18 protein-coding genes and 1 other annotated feature are annotated in these 19,028 nt (G+C 42.9%); all 18 genes read right to left on the bottom strand.

Annotation, left to right across the window (positions count from 1 at the left end):
* Positions 1-1,578 (bottom strand): elongation factor G (gene fusA / locus AXF17_RS03630; RefSeq protein ID WP_237049079.1); only part of this gene is annotated, 1,578 nt, incomplete at its 3' end.
* Between the two features lie 51 nt (positions 1,579-1,629).
* The gene (rpsG, locus tag AXF17_RS03625; RefSeq protein ID WP_094233848.1) at positions 1,630-2,100 is read right to left on the bottom strand and encodes a 30S ribosomal protein S7; all 471 of its coding nucleotides are present in this window, start codon (positions 2,098-2,100) and stop codon (positions 1,630-1,632) included.
* Positions 2,101-2,199: 99 nt separating this feature from the next.
* Positions 2,200-2,613, bottom strand: a complete 414-nt coding sequence (gene rpsL / locus AXF17_RS03620; protein ID WP_094233847.1) for a 30S ribosomal protein S12 — start codon at positions 2,611-2,613, stop codon at positions 2,200-2,202.
* A 177-nt stretch (positions 2,614-2,790) separates the two neighbouring features.
* Positions 2,791-6,420 carry a DNA-directed RNA polymerase subunit beta' gene (gene rpoC, locus AXF17_RS03615; RefSeq protein WP_094233846.1) on the bottom strand — a complete coding sequence of 1,210 codons (3,630 nt, stop codon included), beginning with the start codon at positions 6,418-6,420 and terminating at the stop codon, positions 2,791-2,793.
* 13 nt (positions 6,421-6,433) lie between these two features.
* The gene (rpoB, locus tag AXF17_RS03610; protein ID WP_094233845.1) at positions 6,434-10,243 is read right to left on the bottom strand and encodes a DNA-directed RNA polymerase subunit beta; all 3,810 of its coding nucleotides are present in this window, start codon (positions 10,241-10,243) and stop codon (positions 6,434-6,436) included.
* A gap of 287 nt (positions 10,244-10,530) precedes the next feature.
* A complete protein-coding gene (gene rplL / locus AXF17_RS03605) occupies positions 10,531-10,896 on the bottom strand; it encodes a 50S ribosomal protein L7/L12 (protein WP_094233844.1) in 366 nt (121 codons plus the stop codon).
* Between the two features lie 95 nt (positions 10,897-10,991).
* Entirely contained in the window at positions 10,992-11,510 is a 519-nt protein-coding gene (gene rplJ, locus AXF17_RS03600; RefSeq protein WP_094233843.1) for a 50S ribosomal protein L10, read from the bottom strand.
* Positions 11,511-11,583: 73 nt separating this feature from the next.
* Positions 11,584-11,696: a sequence feature (ribosomal protein L10 leader region), on the bottom strand.
* 13 nt (positions 11,697-11,709) lie between these two features.
* Complete coding sequence (gene rplA, locus AXF17_RS03595; protein WP_094233842.1) at positions 11,710-12,405, bottom strand: 50S ribosomal protein L1; 696 nt, start codon at positions 12,403-12,405, stop codon at positions 11,710-11,712.
* A 50-nt stretch (positions 12,406-12,455) separates the two neighbouring features.
* Positions 12,456-12,881 carry a 50S ribosomal protein L11 gene (rplK, locus tag AXF17_RS03590; RefSeq protein WP_094233841.1) on the bottom strand — a complete coding sequence of 142 codons (426 nt, stop codon included), beginning with the start codon at positions 12,879-12,881 and terminating at the stop codon, positions 12,456-12,458.
* Positions 12,882-12,915: 34 nt separating this feature from the next.
* Positions 12,916-13,509, bottom strand: a complete 594-nt coding sequence (gene nusG, locus AXF17_RS03585) for a transcription termination/antitermination protein NusG (RefSeq protein WP_094233840.1) — start codon at positions 13,507-13,509, stop codon at positions 12,916-12,918.
* Positions 13,510-13,526: 17 nt separating this feature from the next.
* Complete coding sequence (gene secE, locus AXF17_RS03580) at positions 13,527-13,811, bottom strand: preprotein translocase subunit SecE (RefSeq protein WP_094233839.1); 285 nt, start codon at positions 13,809-13,811, stop codon at positions 13,527-13,529.
* 13 nt (positions 13,812-13,824) lie between these two features.
* Positions 13,825-13,974, bottom strand: coding sequence for a 50S ribosomal protein L33 (rpmG, locus tag AXF17_RS03575; protein WP_094233838.1), 150 nt, complete (start codon positions 13,972-13,974; stop codon positions 13,825-13,827).
* A gap of 184 nt (positions 13,975-14,158) precedes the next feature.
* Complete coding sequence (gene rlmB / locus AXF17_RS03570) at positions 14,159-15,247, bottom strand: 23S rRNA (guanosine(2251)-2'-O)-methyltransferase RlmB (protein ID WP_094233837.1); 1,089 nt, start codon at positions 15,245-15,247, stop codon at positions 14,159-14,161.
* A gap of 127 nt (positions 15,248-15,374) precedes the next feature.
* A complete protein-coding gene (locus AXF17_RS03565) occupies positions 15,375-15,860 on the bottom strand; it encodes a hypothetical protein (RefSeq protein WP_094233836.1) in 486 nt (161 codons plus the stop codon).
* A gap of 210 nt (positions 15,861-16,070) precedes the next feature.
* Complete coding sequence (locus tag AXF17_RS03560; protein WP_157682554.1) at positions 16,071-16,499, bottom strand: hypothetical protein; 429 nt, start codon at positions 16,497-16,499, stop codon at positions 16,071-16,073.
* Between the two features lie 216 nt (positions 16,500-16,715).
* The gene (locus AXF17_RS03555; RefSeq protein WP_157682553.1) at positions 16,716-17,438 is read right to left on the bottom strand and encodes a hypothetical protein; all 723 of its coding nucleotides are present in this window, start codon (positions 17,436-17,438) and stop codon (positions 16,716-16,718) included.
* A 97-nt stretch (positions 17,439-17,535) separates the two neighbouring features.
* On the bottom strand, positions 17,536-18,249 hold the full coding sequence (locus tag AXF17_RS03550; RefSeq protein WP_094233833.1) for a hypothetical protein: 714 nt from the start codon (positions 18,247-18,249) through the stop codon (positions 17,536-17,538).
* 54 nt (positions 18,250-18,303) lie between these two features.
* Positions 18,304-19,023 (bottom strand): hypothetical protein, encoded by a 720-nt coding sequence (locus AXF17_RS03545; protein WP_094233832.1) that lies wholly within the window; start codon positions 19,021-19,023, stop codon positions 18,304-18,306.
* Positions 19,024-19,028: the final 5 nt, after the last annotated feature.

Raw genomic sequence — 19,028 nt, 5'->3', positions numbered from 1 at the left:
CTTGAACTCGAATCCAGCGCCTGCTTCTCTTGGGTATAGTCTGAACTTAACGTGTCCGTACTGACCGGAACCACCGGACTGCTTCTTGTGCTTGTAATCTTCATCAACCTCAACGGTGATAGTCTCTTTGTAGGATACCATTGGCTTACCTACGTTAGCCTCTACCTTGAACTCTCTGAGAAGTCTGTCAACGATGATCTCTAGGTGAAGCTCACCCATTCCAGCGATGATAGTCTGTCCAGTCTCTGGGTTAGTGTATGTTCTGAATGTTGGATCCTCTTCAGCCAGCTTAGCGAGAGCGATACCCATCTTCTCCTGACCGGCCTTGGTCTTAGGTTCGATAGCAATCTCGATTACTGGATCCGGGAATTCCATAGACTCGAGAATGATTGGTTTCTTCTCGTCGCAGAGTGTGTCTCCAGTTGTAGTCTGCTTTAGACCTACAGCTGCAGCGATATCTCCTGAATAAACCTTCTCAATCTCTTCTCTGTGGTTAGCGTGCATCTGAAGAATTCTTCCGATTCTCTCACGCTTGCCCTTAGTTGCGTTATATACGTATGAACCAGTCTCAAGCGTTCCAGAGTAAACTCTGAAGAACGCGAGCTTTCCAACGTATGGGTCTGCTACAATCTTAAACGCAAGTGCCGAGAATGGCTCCTTGTCGCTTGAGTGTCTTACATCCTCTTCTTCAGTATCAGGGTTTACACCGCCGATTGAAGGAATGTCTGTAGGTGCTGGCATGTAGTCAACTACACCGTCTAGCATCATCTGAACACCCTTGTTCTTGTATGCAGATCCGCAGAATACAGGGAAAATGTTTCCTGCGATAGTTTCTCTTCTGATAACTGCCTTGAGCTCCTCGATTGATATTTCCTCTCCCTCGAGATACTTCATAGTCAGCTCTTCATCGAGCTCAGCAACAGCCTCGATCATCTTATCATGCCAAGCCTGTGCTTCTCCCTTCATGTTCTCAGGGATATCTACGATTGCGAACTCCTTACCTGTAGCGTCGTTCTTGTCATATACCTCAGCCTTCATTTCGATAAGGTCGATAATTCCCTCGAACATGTTCTCAGAACCGATTGGAATCTGAACAGGTACAGCGTTAGCTCTTAATCTGTCATGAATAGTATCGATTACGTGGAAGAAGTTAGCTCCTAGAATATCCATCTTGTTAACAAAGATCATTCTTGGAACGCTATACTTCTCAGCCTGTCTCCATACTGTCTCGGACTGAGGCTCAACACCTTCCTTAGCACTTAATACCATTACCGCACCGTCGAGTACACGTAGTGATCTCTCTACCTCAACAGTAAAGTCAACGTGTCCAGGTGTGTCGATAATGTTAATTCTTGTGCCATTCCATTGAGCGGTTGTAGCAGCAGAGGTAATTGTAATACCACGCTCCTGCTCCTGAGCCATGAAGTCCATGGTAGCAGCACCGTCATGAGTCTCACCAATCTTATGAGTCTTTCCTGTGTAATAAAGGATTCTCTCGGTAGTTGTTGTCTTACCGGCGTCGATATGAGCCATGATTCCAATATTTCTGGTATTTTCTAGAGTAAATTGTCTAGCCATAAATCCTCCTTCCTGCTTTTATCTAATCTCTGTCAGGTGTGTCATCTCAGATTACCACCTGTAGTGTGCAAACGCCTTGTTAGCCTCAGCCATCTTATGAGTGTCTTCTTTTCTCTTCACAGATGCACCTGTGTTGTTAGAAGCGTCCATAAGCTCGTGAGCTAGTCTCTCAGCCATAGTTCTCTCACCTCTAAGTCTTGTGAACTTTGTGAGCCAACGTAGAGCGAGAGTCTGTCTTCTCTCTGGTCTAACTTCGATAGGAACCTGATAGTTTGCACCACCGACTCTTCTTGCTTTAACTTCTAGTACAGGCATGATGTTGCTCATTGCCTTCTCAAATACTTCCAGCGGTTCTTCGCCAGTGGATTCCTTAATCTGGTCAAACGCATCATAAACGATTGACTGGGCTACACCCTTCTTACCGTCTAGCATGATGCTGTTGATCAGCTTTGAAACCACTACGCTACCGTATACTGGATCTGGAAGTACTTCTCTCTTTGGTACGTTACCTTTTCTTGGCACTTCTCTTCCCTCCTTAAGTTCACGGGGTACTCGGCCTGTTTCTGTCGCTGGCCGTGTGCGCCTTAATATCATATATTAAGGACAATATCCCGAAATCAATTACTTCTTAGGTCTCTTTGCTCCATACTTGGAACGTCCCTGACCACGACCCGATACGCCGGCAGCGTCAAGTGTTCCTCTAACGATGTGATATCTCACACCAGGGAGATCCTTAACTCTTCCGCCTCTGATTAGTACAACACTGTGCTCCTGTAGGTTGTGACCGATTCCAGGAATATATGCTGTTACTTCGATACCGTTAGTCAAGCGAACTCTGGCAACTTTTCTTAGCGCCGAGTTAGGCTTCTTAGGAGTTACAGTCTTAACTGCAACGCATACTCCCCTCTTCTGAGGCGAATTTACATCAGTGAGAGTCTTCTTAAGGTTGTTCATGTTCTTTCCAAGAGCCGGGGAACCTGACTTCTTAACTGCACTCTTTCTGCCCTGACGAACTAATTGGTTAATAGTAGGCATTATTGTCTCCTTTCTTATAAAATTTAACTCATTCAAACCAGCAGTGACCATGTAGACAGTCCCCGCGTAGTATATTGAACCTATACATTATAACAGCCGATGCACTGAATTGTCAATGCATCGGCCATTTTTATACACGATTAATTTGTATGATTTGCGGATCAATTCCGTCTCGATTTATTCCTCTATACCGTCGTAAAGCGGTGTTGTCTGAGGCTGAACGTTAGCTGATGGCATCTTGAGAACCATATTCTCGTCATCATAGCTTGAGTTCATCAGAGGCTCATTTTCGCCGTAATCGACGTCAATTGAACCGTAACGCTTCATGCCGGTTCCTGCCGGGATTAGCTTACCAATCATGACATTCTCCTTGAGTCCGTCGAGATGGTCTGTCTTACCCTTAACCGCAGCGTCTGTCAGGACACGAGTTGTCTCCTGGAACGATGCAGCAGATAGGAACGAGCTTGTAGCAAGAGCTGCCTTGGTGATACCAAGTAACTGACGCTCGTATGTAGCCATCTCTCCCTCTTCTGGGTCAATTTCAGCATTTGCGTTGTTGATCTCATTGATACTGTACATGCTTCCAGGAAGCAGATTTGTATCTCCTGCCTTTTCAATCTTGTACTTGGATAGCATCTGAGATGCGATTACCTCAACGTGCTTGTCATTGATGTCTACACCCTGTTGTCTGTATACTCTCTGAACCTCGCGTAGCAAGTATTCGTATACGCCCTGAACGCCGAGGATTCTCATTACATCGTGTGGATCAAGAGGTCCCTTTGTAATCTGACCACCTGCCTTAACAGTATCGCCAACCTTTACATTGAGTCTTGAACCGTAAGAAATGATGTAATCACGGTTGCCATCTTCCTCCTTAACGACAACGCAAGTTCTGTTGTCATCAGTTGGCTCGATGGATACAACCTCTCCATCTCCTTCGCAGATTTCAGCAAGTCCCTTAGGCTTTCTAGCCTCAAACAGCTCCTCAACTCTTGGGAGACCCTGCGTGATATCGCTTCCAGCTACCCCACCGGTGTGGAACGTTCTCATAATCAGCTGTGTACCAGGCTCACCGATAGACTGAGCAGCTATGATACCAACAGTCTCACCTGGAAGAACTACCGTTCCAGTAGCGAGGTTTTTACCATAGCACTTAGCACAAACTCCATGCTCCGCCTGACAAGTCATAACAGACCTAATCTTAACCATCTCAACACCAGCAGCCTCGATTGCTTCTGCAACATCATCTTCGATGAAGTCACCTTCATCCGCGAGAACTTCGCCAGTCTCAGGGTGCACAACAGCTTCTGTTACGAATCTGCCTGCGATTCTCTGTGCTAGCGGCTCGATTACTTCCTTACCATCTGTGAATGCCTTGATTTCAACACCTTCTACTGATCCACAGTCATCTGTTGTAACGATTACGCTGTGCGAAATATCCACAAGTCTTCTCGTTAGATATCCGGAGTCTGCTGTACGAAGCGCAGTATCCGCAAGACCCTTACGAGCACCATTTGATGAAATGAAATACTCCAGGATAGACAGTCCCTCACGGAAGTTAGCCTTGATAGGAATCTCTACCGTGTGTCCTGTCGCGTTAGCCATCAGTCCTCTCATACCGCCAACCTGGCTGATCTGAGACTTGTTACCTCTGGCTCCAGAGCTTGCCATGATAAATAGGTTGTTGAGAGGTCCCAGGGAATCCATCAGTGCGTCCGCAACCTGATCGGTTGCATTCTTCCACGTCTTGATGATTCTATCGTAACGCTCTCTATCTGTCATCAGACCACGTCTGTATGCAGCCTCGAACTTATCTACCTGCTTGTTAGCAGCTGCAACGATTTCAGCCTTTTCCTCAGGAACCTCCATGTCGGATACACTGATTGTAACAGCAGCCTTAGTTGAGTAGTGGTAACCTATGCTCTTTACATAATCGAGCATAAGAACTGTTCTTGTATTGCCGTGCTTCTTGAAGCACTTGTCGATGATAACACCGAGCTTCTTCTTGTCACAGAGGAAGTCTACCTCGAGTGAATACGGATCTTCTTCTCTATTTACAAAGCCCATATCCTGAGGAAGTCCCTGGTTGAAGATGAATCTACCTACTGTAGATTCTACTAGCCGCCCTGGGTCTCCAGGGAACGCCTGTCTTCTAACCTTAACCTTTGCGTGAATTCCTACAGAATGGTTTCTATATGCCATGAGCATCTCATCAATATCTGCAAAGCACTTGCCGTCACCCTTTTCGTTCTCAAGGTTACGAGCTTCTGTACCCTCATGAGTGAGGTAGTAGCTTCCGAGAATCATGTCTTGAGTTGGAATTGTGATAGGTGAACCATCCTTAGGAGCAAGGATATTATTAACTGACAGCATGAGGAATCTAGCCTCTGCCTGTGCCTCTACGGATAGAGGTACGTGAACAGCCATCTGATCTCCGTCGAAGTCGGCGTTGAACGCTGTACAAACTAGCGGATGAAGCTTAATAGCCTTACCCTCTACTAGAACTGGCTCAAAAGCCTGAATTCCGAGTCTGTGCAGTGTCGGAGCACGGTTAAGAAGTACCGGATGATCCTTGATTACGTAGTCAAGAACGTCCCATACCTCGGACTTCATCTTCTCAACCATCGTCTTTGCACTCTTAATGTTATGCGCAAGTTCACGCTCTACAAGCTCCTTCATGATGAATGGCTTGAACAGCTCTAGCGCCATCGTCTTAGGAAGTCCGCACTGATAGAACTTCAGTTCAGGACCTACTACGATTACAGAACGTCCAGAGTAGTCAACACGCTTACCGAGCAGGTTCTGACGGAAGCGTCCCTGCTTACCCTTCAGCATGTCGGATAGTGACTTAAGCTGTCTGCCAGCAGCACCGGTAACTGCTCTGCCTCTTCTGCCGTTATCGATTAGAGAGTCAACTGACTCTTGAAGCATTCTCTTCTCGTTTCTAACGATGATGTCAGGTGCTCCGAGCTCTAGTAGCTTCTTAAGTCTGTTGTTTCTGTTGATAACTCTTCTGTATAGGTCGTTAAGATCAGATGTAGCGAATCTGCCACCCTCGAGCTGAACCATAGGTCTGAGATCTGGTGGAATTACAGGAACTACATCGAGAATCATCCACTCAGGTCTGTTTCCAGACTGCTTTAGTGCCTCGATAACCTCGAGCCTCTTAACTAGACGAATTCTCTTCTGACCAGTTGCCTTCTTGAGCTGCTCTCTAAGAAGTTCGGTTTCCTCGTCAACCTCTATGTTCTCAAGAAGCTTCTTGATAGCCTCTGCTCCCATCGCAGCCTCGAAATTCTTGCCGTAAATCTCGCGAGCTTCGTTATACTGATTCTCTTCGATAATCTGTTTGTACTCGAACGGAGTTTCTCCTGGATCAGTTACGACATATGCTGCAAAATACAGCACTCTCTCTAACTGCTTAGGCGTGATATCGAGTACGAGGCCGATTCTTGAAGGAATTCCCTTGAAATACCAAATGTGAGACACAGGGCTAACAAGCTGGATGTGACCCATTCTCTCTCTTCTAACCTTGGACTTCGTTACTTCAACTCCGCAGTAAGGGCAAACAATGCCCTTAAAGCGAATCTTGTTGTATTTTCCACAGGAGCACACCCAATCCTTAGTAGGTCCGAAGATCTTCTCACAGAAGAGTCCGTCCCTTTCAGGCTTGAGAGTTCTGTAGTTGATAGTCTCTGGCTTTGTTACCTCACCGTGAGACCACTCAAGCATCTTCTCTGTTGAAGCCAACTTGATCTGTAGGGATTCAAAATTTCTAAGATCTTGATTGTTATCGTTTTTAGCCATGTTTCCCCCTTAATTACTCATCAATAGCTTCGTCGCTTGTGCCAATTATTTCGTCAAGGCTTACCATCTCCGGTTCCTCATCGTCATCTATAATCGCCGGTACATCTTCTTCAACACCAAGTGCTGCCGAAAGTGTATTAAGGATATCTAGATCCGGCTCTTCATCGAAGTCTGCTGTCTCGCCAAACTCATCGTCTTCAGCCTGCCTTGCGCGAAGTTCTTCTTCGTGCTCACGCTCATGCATAGCCTCTGTGCGTCTATCAGCTTCCTTAAGCATGCGATCTACTGAAGCGGGTTCGTCGAACTCGGATGTATCCTTGAGTTTGATTTCCTGATTGTCGCCAGACATTACTCTAACATCAAGAGATAGTGCCTGCAGCTCCTTGATGAGCACCTTGAATGACTCTGGGATGCCCGGCTTTGGAATGTTGTTGCCCTTAACGATAGCTTCGTAAGTCTTAACACGTCCGATAATATCGTCAGACTTAACTGTCAGTATCTCCTGAAGTGTATAAGCAGCTCCATAAGCCTCGAGTGCCCATACCTCCATCTCTCCGAATCTCTGTCCACCGAACTGAGCCTTACCACCGAGTGGCTGCTGAGTTACTAGTGAGTAAGGTCCGGTACTTCTAGCGTGAATCTTGTCGTCTACAAGATGGTGCAGTTTGAGCATGTACATGTATCCGACAGTTACCGGATTATCGAAGTACTCGCCGGATCTTCCGTCTCTGAGTCTGAGCTTACCAGTCTTAGGGTATCCGCAATCGTCAAGCATGTTAATTACGTCAATCTCGCTAGCTCCGTCAAATACAGGTGTCGAAATGTACCAGCCCTTTGTCTTGGCTGCTAGTCCTAAATGAACCTCGAGTACCTGTCCAACGTTCATTCGGGAAGGTACACCCAGAGGGTTGAGCATTACCTGTAGTGTCTCACCATCTTCCTTAAACGGCATATCCTCTTCAGGGAGAATTCTGGAGATTACACCCTTGTTACCGTGACGACCAGCCATCTTATCTCCGACGTTAATCTTTCTCTTGGTAACTATGTAAACTCTTACGATCTTATTTACTCCCGGTGGGAGTTCAGAGCTGTTTTCTCTTGTAAATTCTCTTACGTCGATGACAATACCCGTCTCACCGTGAGGAACCTTGAGAGATGTGTCTCTTACTTCCTTGGACTTTTCACCGAAGATTGCACGAAGCATTCTAACCTCTGCGGTTAAATCTGTCTCACTCTTAGGTGTCAGTTTTCCTACAAGGATGTCAGAAGACTTAACTTCTGCACCGATTCTGATAATTCCGTCCTCATCAAGCTCCTTAAGAGCCTCTTCGCTGAGATTAGGAATATCTCTTGTAATCTCTTCCGGTCCAAGCTTTGTATCACGAGCTTCACACTCGTACTTAACTATGTGTAGCGATGTTAGAACATCGTCCATGAGAAGTCTCTCGTTGAGGATGATAGCATCCTCGTAGTTGTAACCTTCCCATGTCATAAATCCGATCAGTAGGTTCTTACCTAGCGAAATCTCACCGAGGTTAGTCGATGGTCCATCTGCCAGAACCTCTCCTGCATCAACATGCTCGCCGCATGCAACGATAGGTCTCTGGTTGATGCAAGTTCCCTGGTTGGATCTCTTGAACTTGAGCAGCCTATACTCATCAAGTTCACCATTGTCGTCTCTACGCACCTTTACGAACTGTGCATCAACAAACTCAACAGTACCAGAAGCCTTTGCAAGGAGAACTGCTCCAGAGTCGCAAGCAGCCTTGTACTCGATTCCTGTTCCAACGTATGGAGCTTCTGTAACGAGTAGTGGTACAGCCTGTCTCTGCATGTTAGATCCCATCAGCGCGCGGTTAGCATCGTCGTTCTCAAGGAACGGAATCATAGCAGTAGCAACAGATACTACCTGCTTAGGAGAAACGTCCATGTAGTCGACGCTTTCTTTTTTAGCAAGAGTAATCTCACCCTTGACTCCTCTTACTGCAACCTTGTTATTGACAAAGTGACCTTCAGCATCTAGCGGCTCGTTAGCCTGGGCTACGATCATCAGCTCTTCGTCGTCTGCAGATAGATAATCAACCTGTTCGGTTACAACGCCAGTTTCCTTATCAACCTTACGATATGGAGTTTCGATAAATCCATACTCGTTGATGATGCCGTATGTAGTTAGCGATCCGATAAGTCCGATGTTAGGACCTTCCGGCGTCTCGACTGGGCACATCCTGCCGTAATGTGTATAGTGAACGTCACGCACTTCAAATCCGGCTCTTTCTCTCGAAAGACCACCAGGTCCAAGTGCAGAAAGTCTTCTCTTGTGAGTTAGCTCTGCAAGAGGGTTGTTCTGATCCATAAACTGTGACAGCTGGGAGCTTCCAAAGAACTCCTTAACCGCTGCAGTTACAGGTCTGATGTTGATGAGTTGCTGAGGAGTTGCATTCTCAGTAGTCATTCTCTCTCTAACAGATCTCTCCATTCTTGCAAATCCAATACGGAACTGGTTCTGCAGAAGCTCTCCAACCGATCTCAGCCTACGATTACCGAGGTGGTCGATATCATCTGTCTCACCGATTCCATAAGATAGATTGAGGAAATAGCTCACAGATGCGATGATGTCATCGTGAACGATGTGCTTTGGAGAAAGTTCGTTCTTGCGGTTAGCAATAGCAGCTTTCAGTGCCTCATCATCTCCGTTTGCTTCTTCGATAATCTCCATCAGAACTGGATAATAAACCTTTTCCGACAGCTTATATGGAGCAAGATCCAGGTCAATGTACTTAGTTGGGTCAACGAAGTTATTACCGATAACCTTAACTACCTCATCATCCTCAGTCTTGCTGTTTACATATGCATAAGCAACACCCGCATCCTCGATTTCCATAGCTCTCTTGCGGGAGATGAACTCACCCTTTTCAACGAGAACTTCACCAGTTGCAGGATCAACAATCTGTTCAGCCGCAATTGTCTCAACTAGTCTGTTGTGGATACCTAGCTTCTTGTTGTACTTGTATCTACCAACCTTAGCTAGGTCGTATCTACGTGCATCAAATAGAAGCGAGTTAACCATGGACCTAGCATTCTCAACTGTCGGAGGATCTCCAGGTCTTAGTCTCTTGTATATTTCCTTAACACCATCGTCTGCAGTCTTAGTGCTGTCCTTTTCGAAAGTTCTTAAAAGAGCAGGAATTTCACCAAAAGTATCGGTGATCTCTTCGTTTGATCCGAGTCCCATCGCTCTCAAGAACGATGTGAGAGGAAGCTTTCTAGTTCTATCAACTCTTACGTATAGAACGCCAGCCGAGTCAGTTTCATACTCGAGCCATGCTCCTCTATTAGGAATAATAGTCGAAGAATAAAGCTTGTTGTTCGACTTGTCCGTATCAAACTCAAAATACGGTCCTGGAGATCTAACGAGCTGTGTTACGATAGCTCTCTCCGCACCGTTGTATATGAATGTGCCTTTTTCTGTCATCAATGGGAAATCTCCCATGAAAACATCTTGTTCCTTGATTTCAAGAGTCTCCCTGTTTATCAATCTTACCTTGACCGTCAGAGATGTAGCGTAAGTGGCGTCACGCTCCTTGCATTCCTCCTGATCGTATTTAGGCGTATCTGAGAAGGAGTAGTCAGCGAACTCTAGACTCAAAGTATTGGTGGTATCTCTGATTGGAGATACATCTTCCAGAACTTCGGCTAGTCCTTCTTCGACAAACCACTTGTATGACTCGGTCTGGATATCAATGAGGTTTGGCATCTCGCAAACTTCGTTGATCTTCGCAAAAGTCATACGTTCTTTCCTTCCAACTTTTACAGGTTTTGGCATGTTATCACTCCTTGTTATTTAAGAAAAAACGTTTCCATAGCAACTTATTATTATAGAGTAAGATTGTAAATATTTCAAGCTCCAAGATGAGCATATTATGCATTTTTTGTAATTTTTCATACTGGGTCTGACGGAAAACTACCAAAAACACATAATCTTGCCCTTTATCGCCAGAGCACTACCCGATGTTGCAAAAAAAGGATTTTGCGGCAAAACGGTCCTCTTATAAATAGCAAGAATTGGGCTCCCAAAATCAGGAGCCCAATTCAAAATGTTGTGCTATTTAATTACTTAAGCTCTACTGTAGCCCCAACTGCCTCGAGAGCTTCCTTAAGTGCGTTAGCTTCGCCAGCTTCAATGTTCTCCTTAACGTTAGCAGGTGCTCCATCAACAAGCTCCTTAGCTTCCTTAAGTCCAAGACCTGTAGCTTCTCTAACCGCCTTGATAACCTTGATCTTCTGGTCTCCAGCGCTAGCAAGAACTACTGTGAATTCTGTCTGCTCCTCAGCAGCCTCTCCGCCACCTGCAGCAGGTGCTGCAACTACAGCTGCAGCTGCAGATACTCCGAACTCCTCTTCACAAGCCTGAACGAGCTCGTTGATCTCAAGAATGGTCATACCCTTTAGGGCTTCAATGATCTGATTCTTATCCATTTTATTTCTCCTTTTGTCTAAATTTGCTGAAATGTCAGCTTCTCGATACACCGATTGTTCGGTAAAATTCTTAAAAATTGTTAGCTACTAATAGCTTATGCCTCAGCAGTCTCTCCTGCTGGAACTGCACCCTCATCAGCGATTGCCTTGAATGTTCTAACAAGCTGTGATACTGGTGACTGGATACTTCCCATGAAACGAGCGATAAGCTCTTCTCTTGATGGGATATCTGCAAGCGCTTCAACCTGCTTAGCATCATAAACTGAGCCATCAACGTATCCGCCCTTGAATGACATCTTGTTGTACTGCTTCATAGCCTTCTTAAGAAGTCTAGCTGAAGATGTTGCATCCTCTTCGCAGAATGCGAATGCGCTAGATCCCTTCAGGGCTTCGCCAAGTCCTTCGTACTCAGTTCCGGCGATAGCACGCTTTACAAGTGTGTTCTTATATACAGTTAGGTTCACGCCGTTCTCTCTAAGAGTCTTTCTTAGTTCATCAGCCTGAGCTACTGTAATTCCAAGATAGTCTACAACTACAACCGAGATTGATTTGTCAAATTTTGCCTTAATCTCATCGATAATTAGCTGTTTTGCGTTCTTTGCTTCTACAGACATTTGGTCTCCTTTCTTGAACACTGTTGTGCCCATAATTGTGGTTTAACCTATTCGGTCTTGTGTGCTAATACCAAGTACGGTACAAATAACCCCGCTGCGAGACAGCGGGGAACAAATTTATGTTTGTACCTCGGTGGGATATTAAGCTTTCGCTCCCACTGTCTACGGTTGATATTCGATTATTAACACCGGCCGACTATTAGCTTAGGGATGCTGTGCTTATCTTAACTCCAGGTCCCATTGTCGATGTAACAGTAACACTCTTGAAATACTGTCCTTTTGCAGCTGCCGGCTTGGCCTTAGCAACAACCTGGATTAGAGCGTTAGCATTTTCAACTAGCTGCTCCTCAGTGAATGAGCACTTACCGATAATTACATGGATAATGTTAGCCTTGTCAAGACGGTACTCTACCTTACCTGCTTTGATCTCCTCAAGTGCCTTATGTACGTCCATTGTTACAGTACCTGACTTAGGGTTTGGCATGAGTCCCTTAGGACCTAGAACCTTACCTAGACGTCCTACAACGCCCATCATGTCCGGTGTAGCAACTACTGAATCAAAGTCGAACCAGTTTTCCTTCTGGATCTTTTCTGCAAGATCCTCTGCGCCTACGTAATCTGCACCAGCTGCCTGAGCTTCTTCAGCTTTAGCACCCTTAGCAAAAACAAGAACCTTCTTGCTCTTACCTGTTCCGTGTGGAAGTACAGTTGCGCCTCTAACCTGCTGGTCTGCGTGTCTTCCGTCTACACCTAGACGAATGTGCATCTCAACAGTCTCATCGAACTTCGCATTAGCAAAGCTCTTTACGTTCTTTACAGCTTCTGCAACATCATAAGTCTGTGTCTTGTCGAACGACTCCATGATTGCGCTGTATCTTTTGCTTTTCTTAGCCATAATTCCTCCTTGTGGTTCTATCGACATCTCTTAAAAATGTCTCCCACTGATTACTCTGTTACAGTAACTCCCATGCTGCGAGCAGTACCCTTGATCATATCAGTAGCTGCTTCAAGTGTAGCTGCATTGAGATCCTGCATCTTAGTCTTCGCAATTTCCTCTGCCTGAGCATGTGTAATTGATGCGACCTTTGTCTTGTTAGGTTCACCCGATGCCTTATCAATACCTGCTGCCTTCTTGATAAGTACTGCTGCCGGTGGAGTCTTGCATACGAATGTGAATGATCTGTCTGTGTAAACTGTAATTACAACCGGAATGATCATTCCCTGCTGATCTTGAGTTTTAGCATTGAACTGCTTACAGAAGTCCATGATGTTAACACTCTTCTGACCTAGGGCAGGTCCAACCGGTGGTGCTGGTGTCGCGCCTCCTGCAGGGATCTGAAGCTTGATATAGCCGTCGATCTTCTTTGCCATCTTGTTCTCCTTTCTCTGAGACTATAGCTCCCAGTTAGTTAAGTTTTCCCACCTGCGAGAACTCAAGCTCTACAGGTGTATCTCTACCGAACATTGATACCTTTGCCTTAACAATCTGCTTATCAGGACTGATATCTTCAACGATACCCATCTGACCCTCGAAAGGTCCACCGATAATACGAATTGTGTCGCCAGTCTCAACATCCAGGTCGATGCGCATTTTCTCAACGCCCATCCTAACCACTTCTTCTTTAGTTAGTGGAATAGGATCCGAGCCGTGACCCACGAACCCTGTAACGCCCTCTGTATTGCGCACTAGATACCAGGTCTCGTTGTTGACAATCATCTTGATGACTACATAACCAGGATAAAGCTTTCTAGTCTTGACCTTTCTCTGGCCATTCTTAATCTCGACTCTATCCTCAGTAGGAATCGTAACCTCAAGGATGAGATCCTGCATTCCTCTGTACTCTACCATCTTCTCGATGTTAGTCTTAACCTTGTTCTCATAACCAGAATACGTATGGATTACGTACCACTTAGCGGTACCATCGCCACGTAGACCTTCGCCCTCAAGTGGTGACAGCGTTGTGCCGCCCGTATTCAAGTTTTCGGTCTTCTCTGTCATGTATATCTCCTTCTAGCCTATTTCGATAGCGTAATTCCGAGAAGCTTCTTGAGCACTGCTAAGAAGCCTGTATCCATCCCCCAGAACAACAGGGAGAAGAAGATGCACACACCAAAAACAACTACAGTATCCTTGGTCAGTTCCGCTCTCGTCGGCCATACTACTTTGGCCATCTCCTGTTTAACACCAGTGAAATATCCAATGATGCCCTTACGCTCCTTGCGCTGTTCCGGTTTGCTGGTCTTATTCTCTATTTTAGTATCCTTGCCATCTCTGGATAAATTCTCATTGTTGTTTGCCATGATGTTCCCTCGACTACTTAGTCTCCTTGTGGAGTGTTTCCTTACCGCAGAACTTGCAGAACTTTCTAAGCTCAATTCTATCAGGATTGTTCTTCTTGTTCTTAGTTGTGTTGTAGTTTCTCTGCTTGCACTCTGTGCATGCTAGTGTAATCTTGTTTCTCAAGGTGATGACCTCCTTTGCAAATATATATGTAAGCTAATTGCTTCTCTCAACTCAAAAGTCAGAGCCCGCCTCGCAAGCTCTGTCGTGAATTCATAAAGTAGCCTTATAATAATACGCTGTACAGATGTCAATGTCAAGCATTTTACTTGATATTTAATGCTGTACAAGTACTAAATATATTAGGCTAAAAGTCCCTGCTTCGTCTAATCGCATACATCATAATAGCTGCTGCATTAGATGCATTTAGAGAGTTGATGCTTCCCTTCATCGGAATTGATATCGTGAGGTCGCACTTCTCCTTGACGAGTCTGCTGATACCTTTGCCTTCATTTCCTATAACTAGGGCAATTGCACCCTTCATCACACCTGCTGTCTCATAATACGACTTTCCGTCCATATCTACAGCCGCTACCCACACGCCCTGTGCTTGTAGCTCTTCGATGGTCCGAGATATATTGGTCACTCTCGCAACCGGCATGCGTTCTAGTGCTCCTGCTGAAGTCTTAGCCACGGTACTTGTAAGTCCACAAGCATTGCGCTTAGGAATTATAACTCCATGAGCATTAGCACACTCTGCCGTCCTTATGATCGCACCAAGGTTGTGTGGATCAGAAATCTCATCGAGCACCATAATAAAGGGCGGTTCATCACTGTCTGCTGCTCGTTCCATAATCTCTTCAACTGTTGAATATGAGTATGCAGATATCTCCGCTGCCACGCCTTGATGCTTCTCACCTGGCGCCATTCTATCCAGTACAATTCTAGGTACTGTATCCACTACTATACCTGCGTCCTTAGCCATCGCTCTGATTTTTACGACGGAGCCCTCGGCTCCTGCCGCCATGTAGATTTTTTCTATCTCGCGGCCGCTTTTGATTGCTTCGATTACCGGATTGCGGCCGGCTATCAGATTCGCGGCTGGAGCATTCTGCGCCTCAGCAAAGCTGCCGCTGCGGCTGTCCCATTCACTGCTGCGGTACGTATTTTTGTAGTTATCTCGCGGGCGGCTGCTTGAGTTTCTGTCGCGCTGAGAATTGCTATAACTCCCTGAGTTGACATTACGCTGCGAACTACCATATCCGCCAGCGTTACCGCTAGTACGTTTAGTTCTTCCTGTGTTCCGCCCAGTATTGCTACTGAACTCTTCCGCAGGCTCTCCGTCATAAGGTCTGAATGCCGCTTTTCCTCGCTCCGCGCGTCTCTGATACACTCCGTGTGCATCACGTCTGTTCTTGCCACGAGCACTTGTTTTCTTTTTATCTGATTTTGCCATTACTAATTCACATCCTATCTTTAAACATGACTATTATTATATGTTACTCGAATTAATCCTAATCGTCTAGGAATCTTTCTGTACGCTGTGAATATCTCTTTATGACTGTCCATATATCATTGTATTTCTATGGTGTTAACTCCTCGTTCGGTGCAGATGGCAGTAAGTCTAAAATTCCGTATTTCTTCGCATACTTAAGTTGCATATAGTATTTTACTATATCGATTATTATAAATATTGGAATTGTAAACACAACAACATATAATAGTATTATTCCTTGTTTTGCAAGTCTACCTACTAAAAGCATTATTCCGAATACAAATACACTAATATAACTATCTTTATGCCATATATATGTATGCCACCAATCCCATTTTGCAACTTCTTCCGAATAGTCTTTGTAAGCCCCTGTTCTAATCCATTTCTCATGTTTTTTTAGTGATTTGCAGCATGTTAATGAGACTATAATTATTTGATACGCAATACCGATTATTGCATTGTATCCACCATGAAACTTATATAACAAATATGTAAATGACAGTTGAGCGGAAATACACGCTATAAAGTTGTATATAATTTGAAGCTTAATAAACTTGGTGTTATCCGTTACCATATTGGCTCTATGTCTTAACAAGACAATTGTCGGAATTATAACTACAGAATACACAAATAGGGATATATCTATAGCTGAATTTCCTGTTCGCTCAAAAAAACAAGCGAGCCACGCAAGCACAAGGAAGCAAATAACCGCTCCGTAAAGTTGCCATTTTATTCTGCTTTCAGAATCTGTAATGTAGTTATGCTTAACAAAAGCTTTAATGTTTTAGATAAAAACAATTGATAATATTATTACTTTGATAATATAATCTCCAACTTTCAATTCAGGATTTGTGCCTTGTACGAATGCAAGTAACGTCGGGATTGCCCATATTAATAGTACAATGTACACATCTCGCTCATATCCAATCCTTGCACGCCTTCTATGCTCCTTTAGCCGTCTAGTTGCAATGATATATAAAATTACACTTCCTAGAACTGCACAACTAACAGTAATCACGTATATCCATTTTGACAGAATGTTTAACTTATAGCCATTATCTCCCTCTGTTACAGCTAGCGGAATAGTAATTAACAAAATACCGAACGGGATAGGGGTAAGAAGTGTCCATATCCAACAGTCTTTAGTTTCCCATCTGGGCGAGTATCCAAGAAAAGCTATTAATTGGTCTTTTGAATATATTTTTTTCTTCATTTTATTCACCATGTGGCCTTTATTATTAACTTAAACTAATGGCCATGTGTTTTATATTTTTCTCCATATACTATCTCTTTCGAGGATATCTATTGCGTATCATGCAATAATGTTCATAGAGTCGTAATCACTTCCCTAAGAACCCTATCCCATTGGTTATTCTGCTTAAAATACATGTGTTTTAGTTCATAAGAGTGAAGATTTCGTTTGTGAATTTTATTTCCATCCAGTAAACTTACTAGGATGTGGCTTTGTTGGTAGATATTCTTCGAGTCCATACTCTTTGGCATATTTAAGTTTAAGGTAATACGCTGTAGAGAGAATTACAGATATTATCATGCAGCTTATTAGCATAAGCAAAATAAGAACTGGCATATTTGATTCTAAATTGTTTAATACAACACTTTTAATAATAAATACAGCAGATATAAACGAAGTCGATGAAAAAACGGCTACTTTGTTAAAATTTGTTCGCTTCTTATTTAAATAAATTCTTTTATTTAATCTGTACTTAATTGTCAACACCGTGACACATATTGAACCACTGATCAGCAACAAGATAAAAAGTGTTGCGACAATCAAATAAATATCTCTTTTCCACCATGATGTAACAAACTCGATATATATAATTGAATGAAAAATCAGCCCAACGTATTGTATAATTTCTGCTGAATACATGCCTTTTCCCGGATTGTTTGAGAATATCTGTAAACACATTCTTCTTAGTTTCATACTTATACAAAAGCAAATAATCGAACAAATCAGTCCCACAATACAAATTTCTCTTGTAGTAGAATATTTTTGCTCAGAAAAATATCCTATTACATACAAAACGCTCATAATTATAGACAAAAAAGGCGCTACGAAGAGTGGATATTCAATTGGTCTTATAATATTATGGTATTCAATAAAACTTGCTATCTTTTCTTTGCTTTCCATTTCACTTTCTTTTATATAGTTAAAAACCATTTAGCCTTTTCAAACTAATATGATACCCCTATCGCAGATTAGTAAATCATTCTCAGTTTACTATCATTTATAAAACATTCTTAAATAACTCATCCCTCATATCGTACTTATTGGCAAAATACCACTTATATACTTGTTGAATAAGTCCCCTAGACATAGTAAGTGTAACAAACGACGACGAGATAACAACAAAAAAAGCGAACAAATTCAAATTCTCTCTTAGCACAATCATGGTAACTATCATTACAACTACATAGATACCACCTTGAGATAAGTCTTTTATATTCTCAAATGGTTTCTTCATAATGCCATCACTATTATTAATAGCATTTAATATCTGTTTTCTCTCATAAATAGCAGCTCCAAAACTCTGCAAAAGTAATATTATTGACGGTATAACAAGATTTAAATCACTGTATACTATTCTCAAAACACCAACGAACATAAGATCAACAGTTATCAAAAAAATAATCAGCGACCATATTTGAAATAGTTTATTTCGGGGTATTACCGAAGTTATTTTTATTTTAAAATAAAACACCGATGCAAGTAGCCATATTAGAATAGCTACCATTTGGATAACAAAAATCAATCTTACGTTTATATCGCTTAACTGTATTGCATTTGATATTGTAAAAAGGAAATATGTAAGTAGCATTAACAAAAGCGTTGTTTTGTTAGATAACTCCTTTTTCGATTTTCTTTTCCCCTCTTCTGTCATTACTGAGCCTTTTCCCGAAACGAAATTCCTTATGGCTTGGTCATTGTATTTCTTACACATAGTATCGCGATGCTCCTATTTCAAGTTCTGCCTAAAGGCGTAGTGCTTTGATTATCATTTCCATCCTGTATACGGACCAGGATTAGGTCTGTTAGGCAAATACTCTTCAAGTCCATAACGCTCTGCATATTTTAGTTTAAGATAATATATAAGTGATAGAGCTGAAGATGCCATTACTAGCATAATTGACATAATTCCATATCCAATTCCCGTAAAATTCATTTTGATAAATTGAAAAATAATTATACATATTGCTATCCCTATCGCTGAGGAAATAAACGCAATTATTTTTTCATTAATTATGTTTTTTCTATGCAAATAATGCCCTCTCTTTATATTTAGTTTTACACGGACATATGTACTCGCAACAGTAACACCAGCAACCAAAATAGTAAATCCTATTGCACTTGGAACTTTTTTCGCACCATATTCGCATAGTACAACAAGCGTGACAAATAATATGCCTATAATCAAACAATATATATATATGGTTATTTGAACAATATATAAACTCTTACCAAATTCTTTTTCTTTAAGATAAAAGATTCGTTTCCTCAACAATATACTAACAACTAGTAACGTAACTGGAATACATAACGAGATATATAGTGCTATTGGGTCGGCTTTATCTGGAGGTGATATTGCAAATCTCAAGTATATTAATATCAATAAAATTGATATTAAGTGTGTGCCAAACATTAATGACTCTATTGTTTGGTGGATATTATTGTGCTTTATAAACTCCCCAATATATGTCATTTCCTTATCATTCATTATTT

It is taken from the genome of Mogibacterium pumilum, assembly GCF_002243385.1.
GTDB classification, from domain to species: Bacteria; Bacillota; Clostridia; order Peptostreptococcales; family Anaerovoracaceae; genus Mogibacterium; species Mogibacterium pumilum.
The sequence above is the reverse complement of the archived record's forward strand: the minus strand, read 5'-3'. Positions and strand labels throughout refer to the sequence as shown.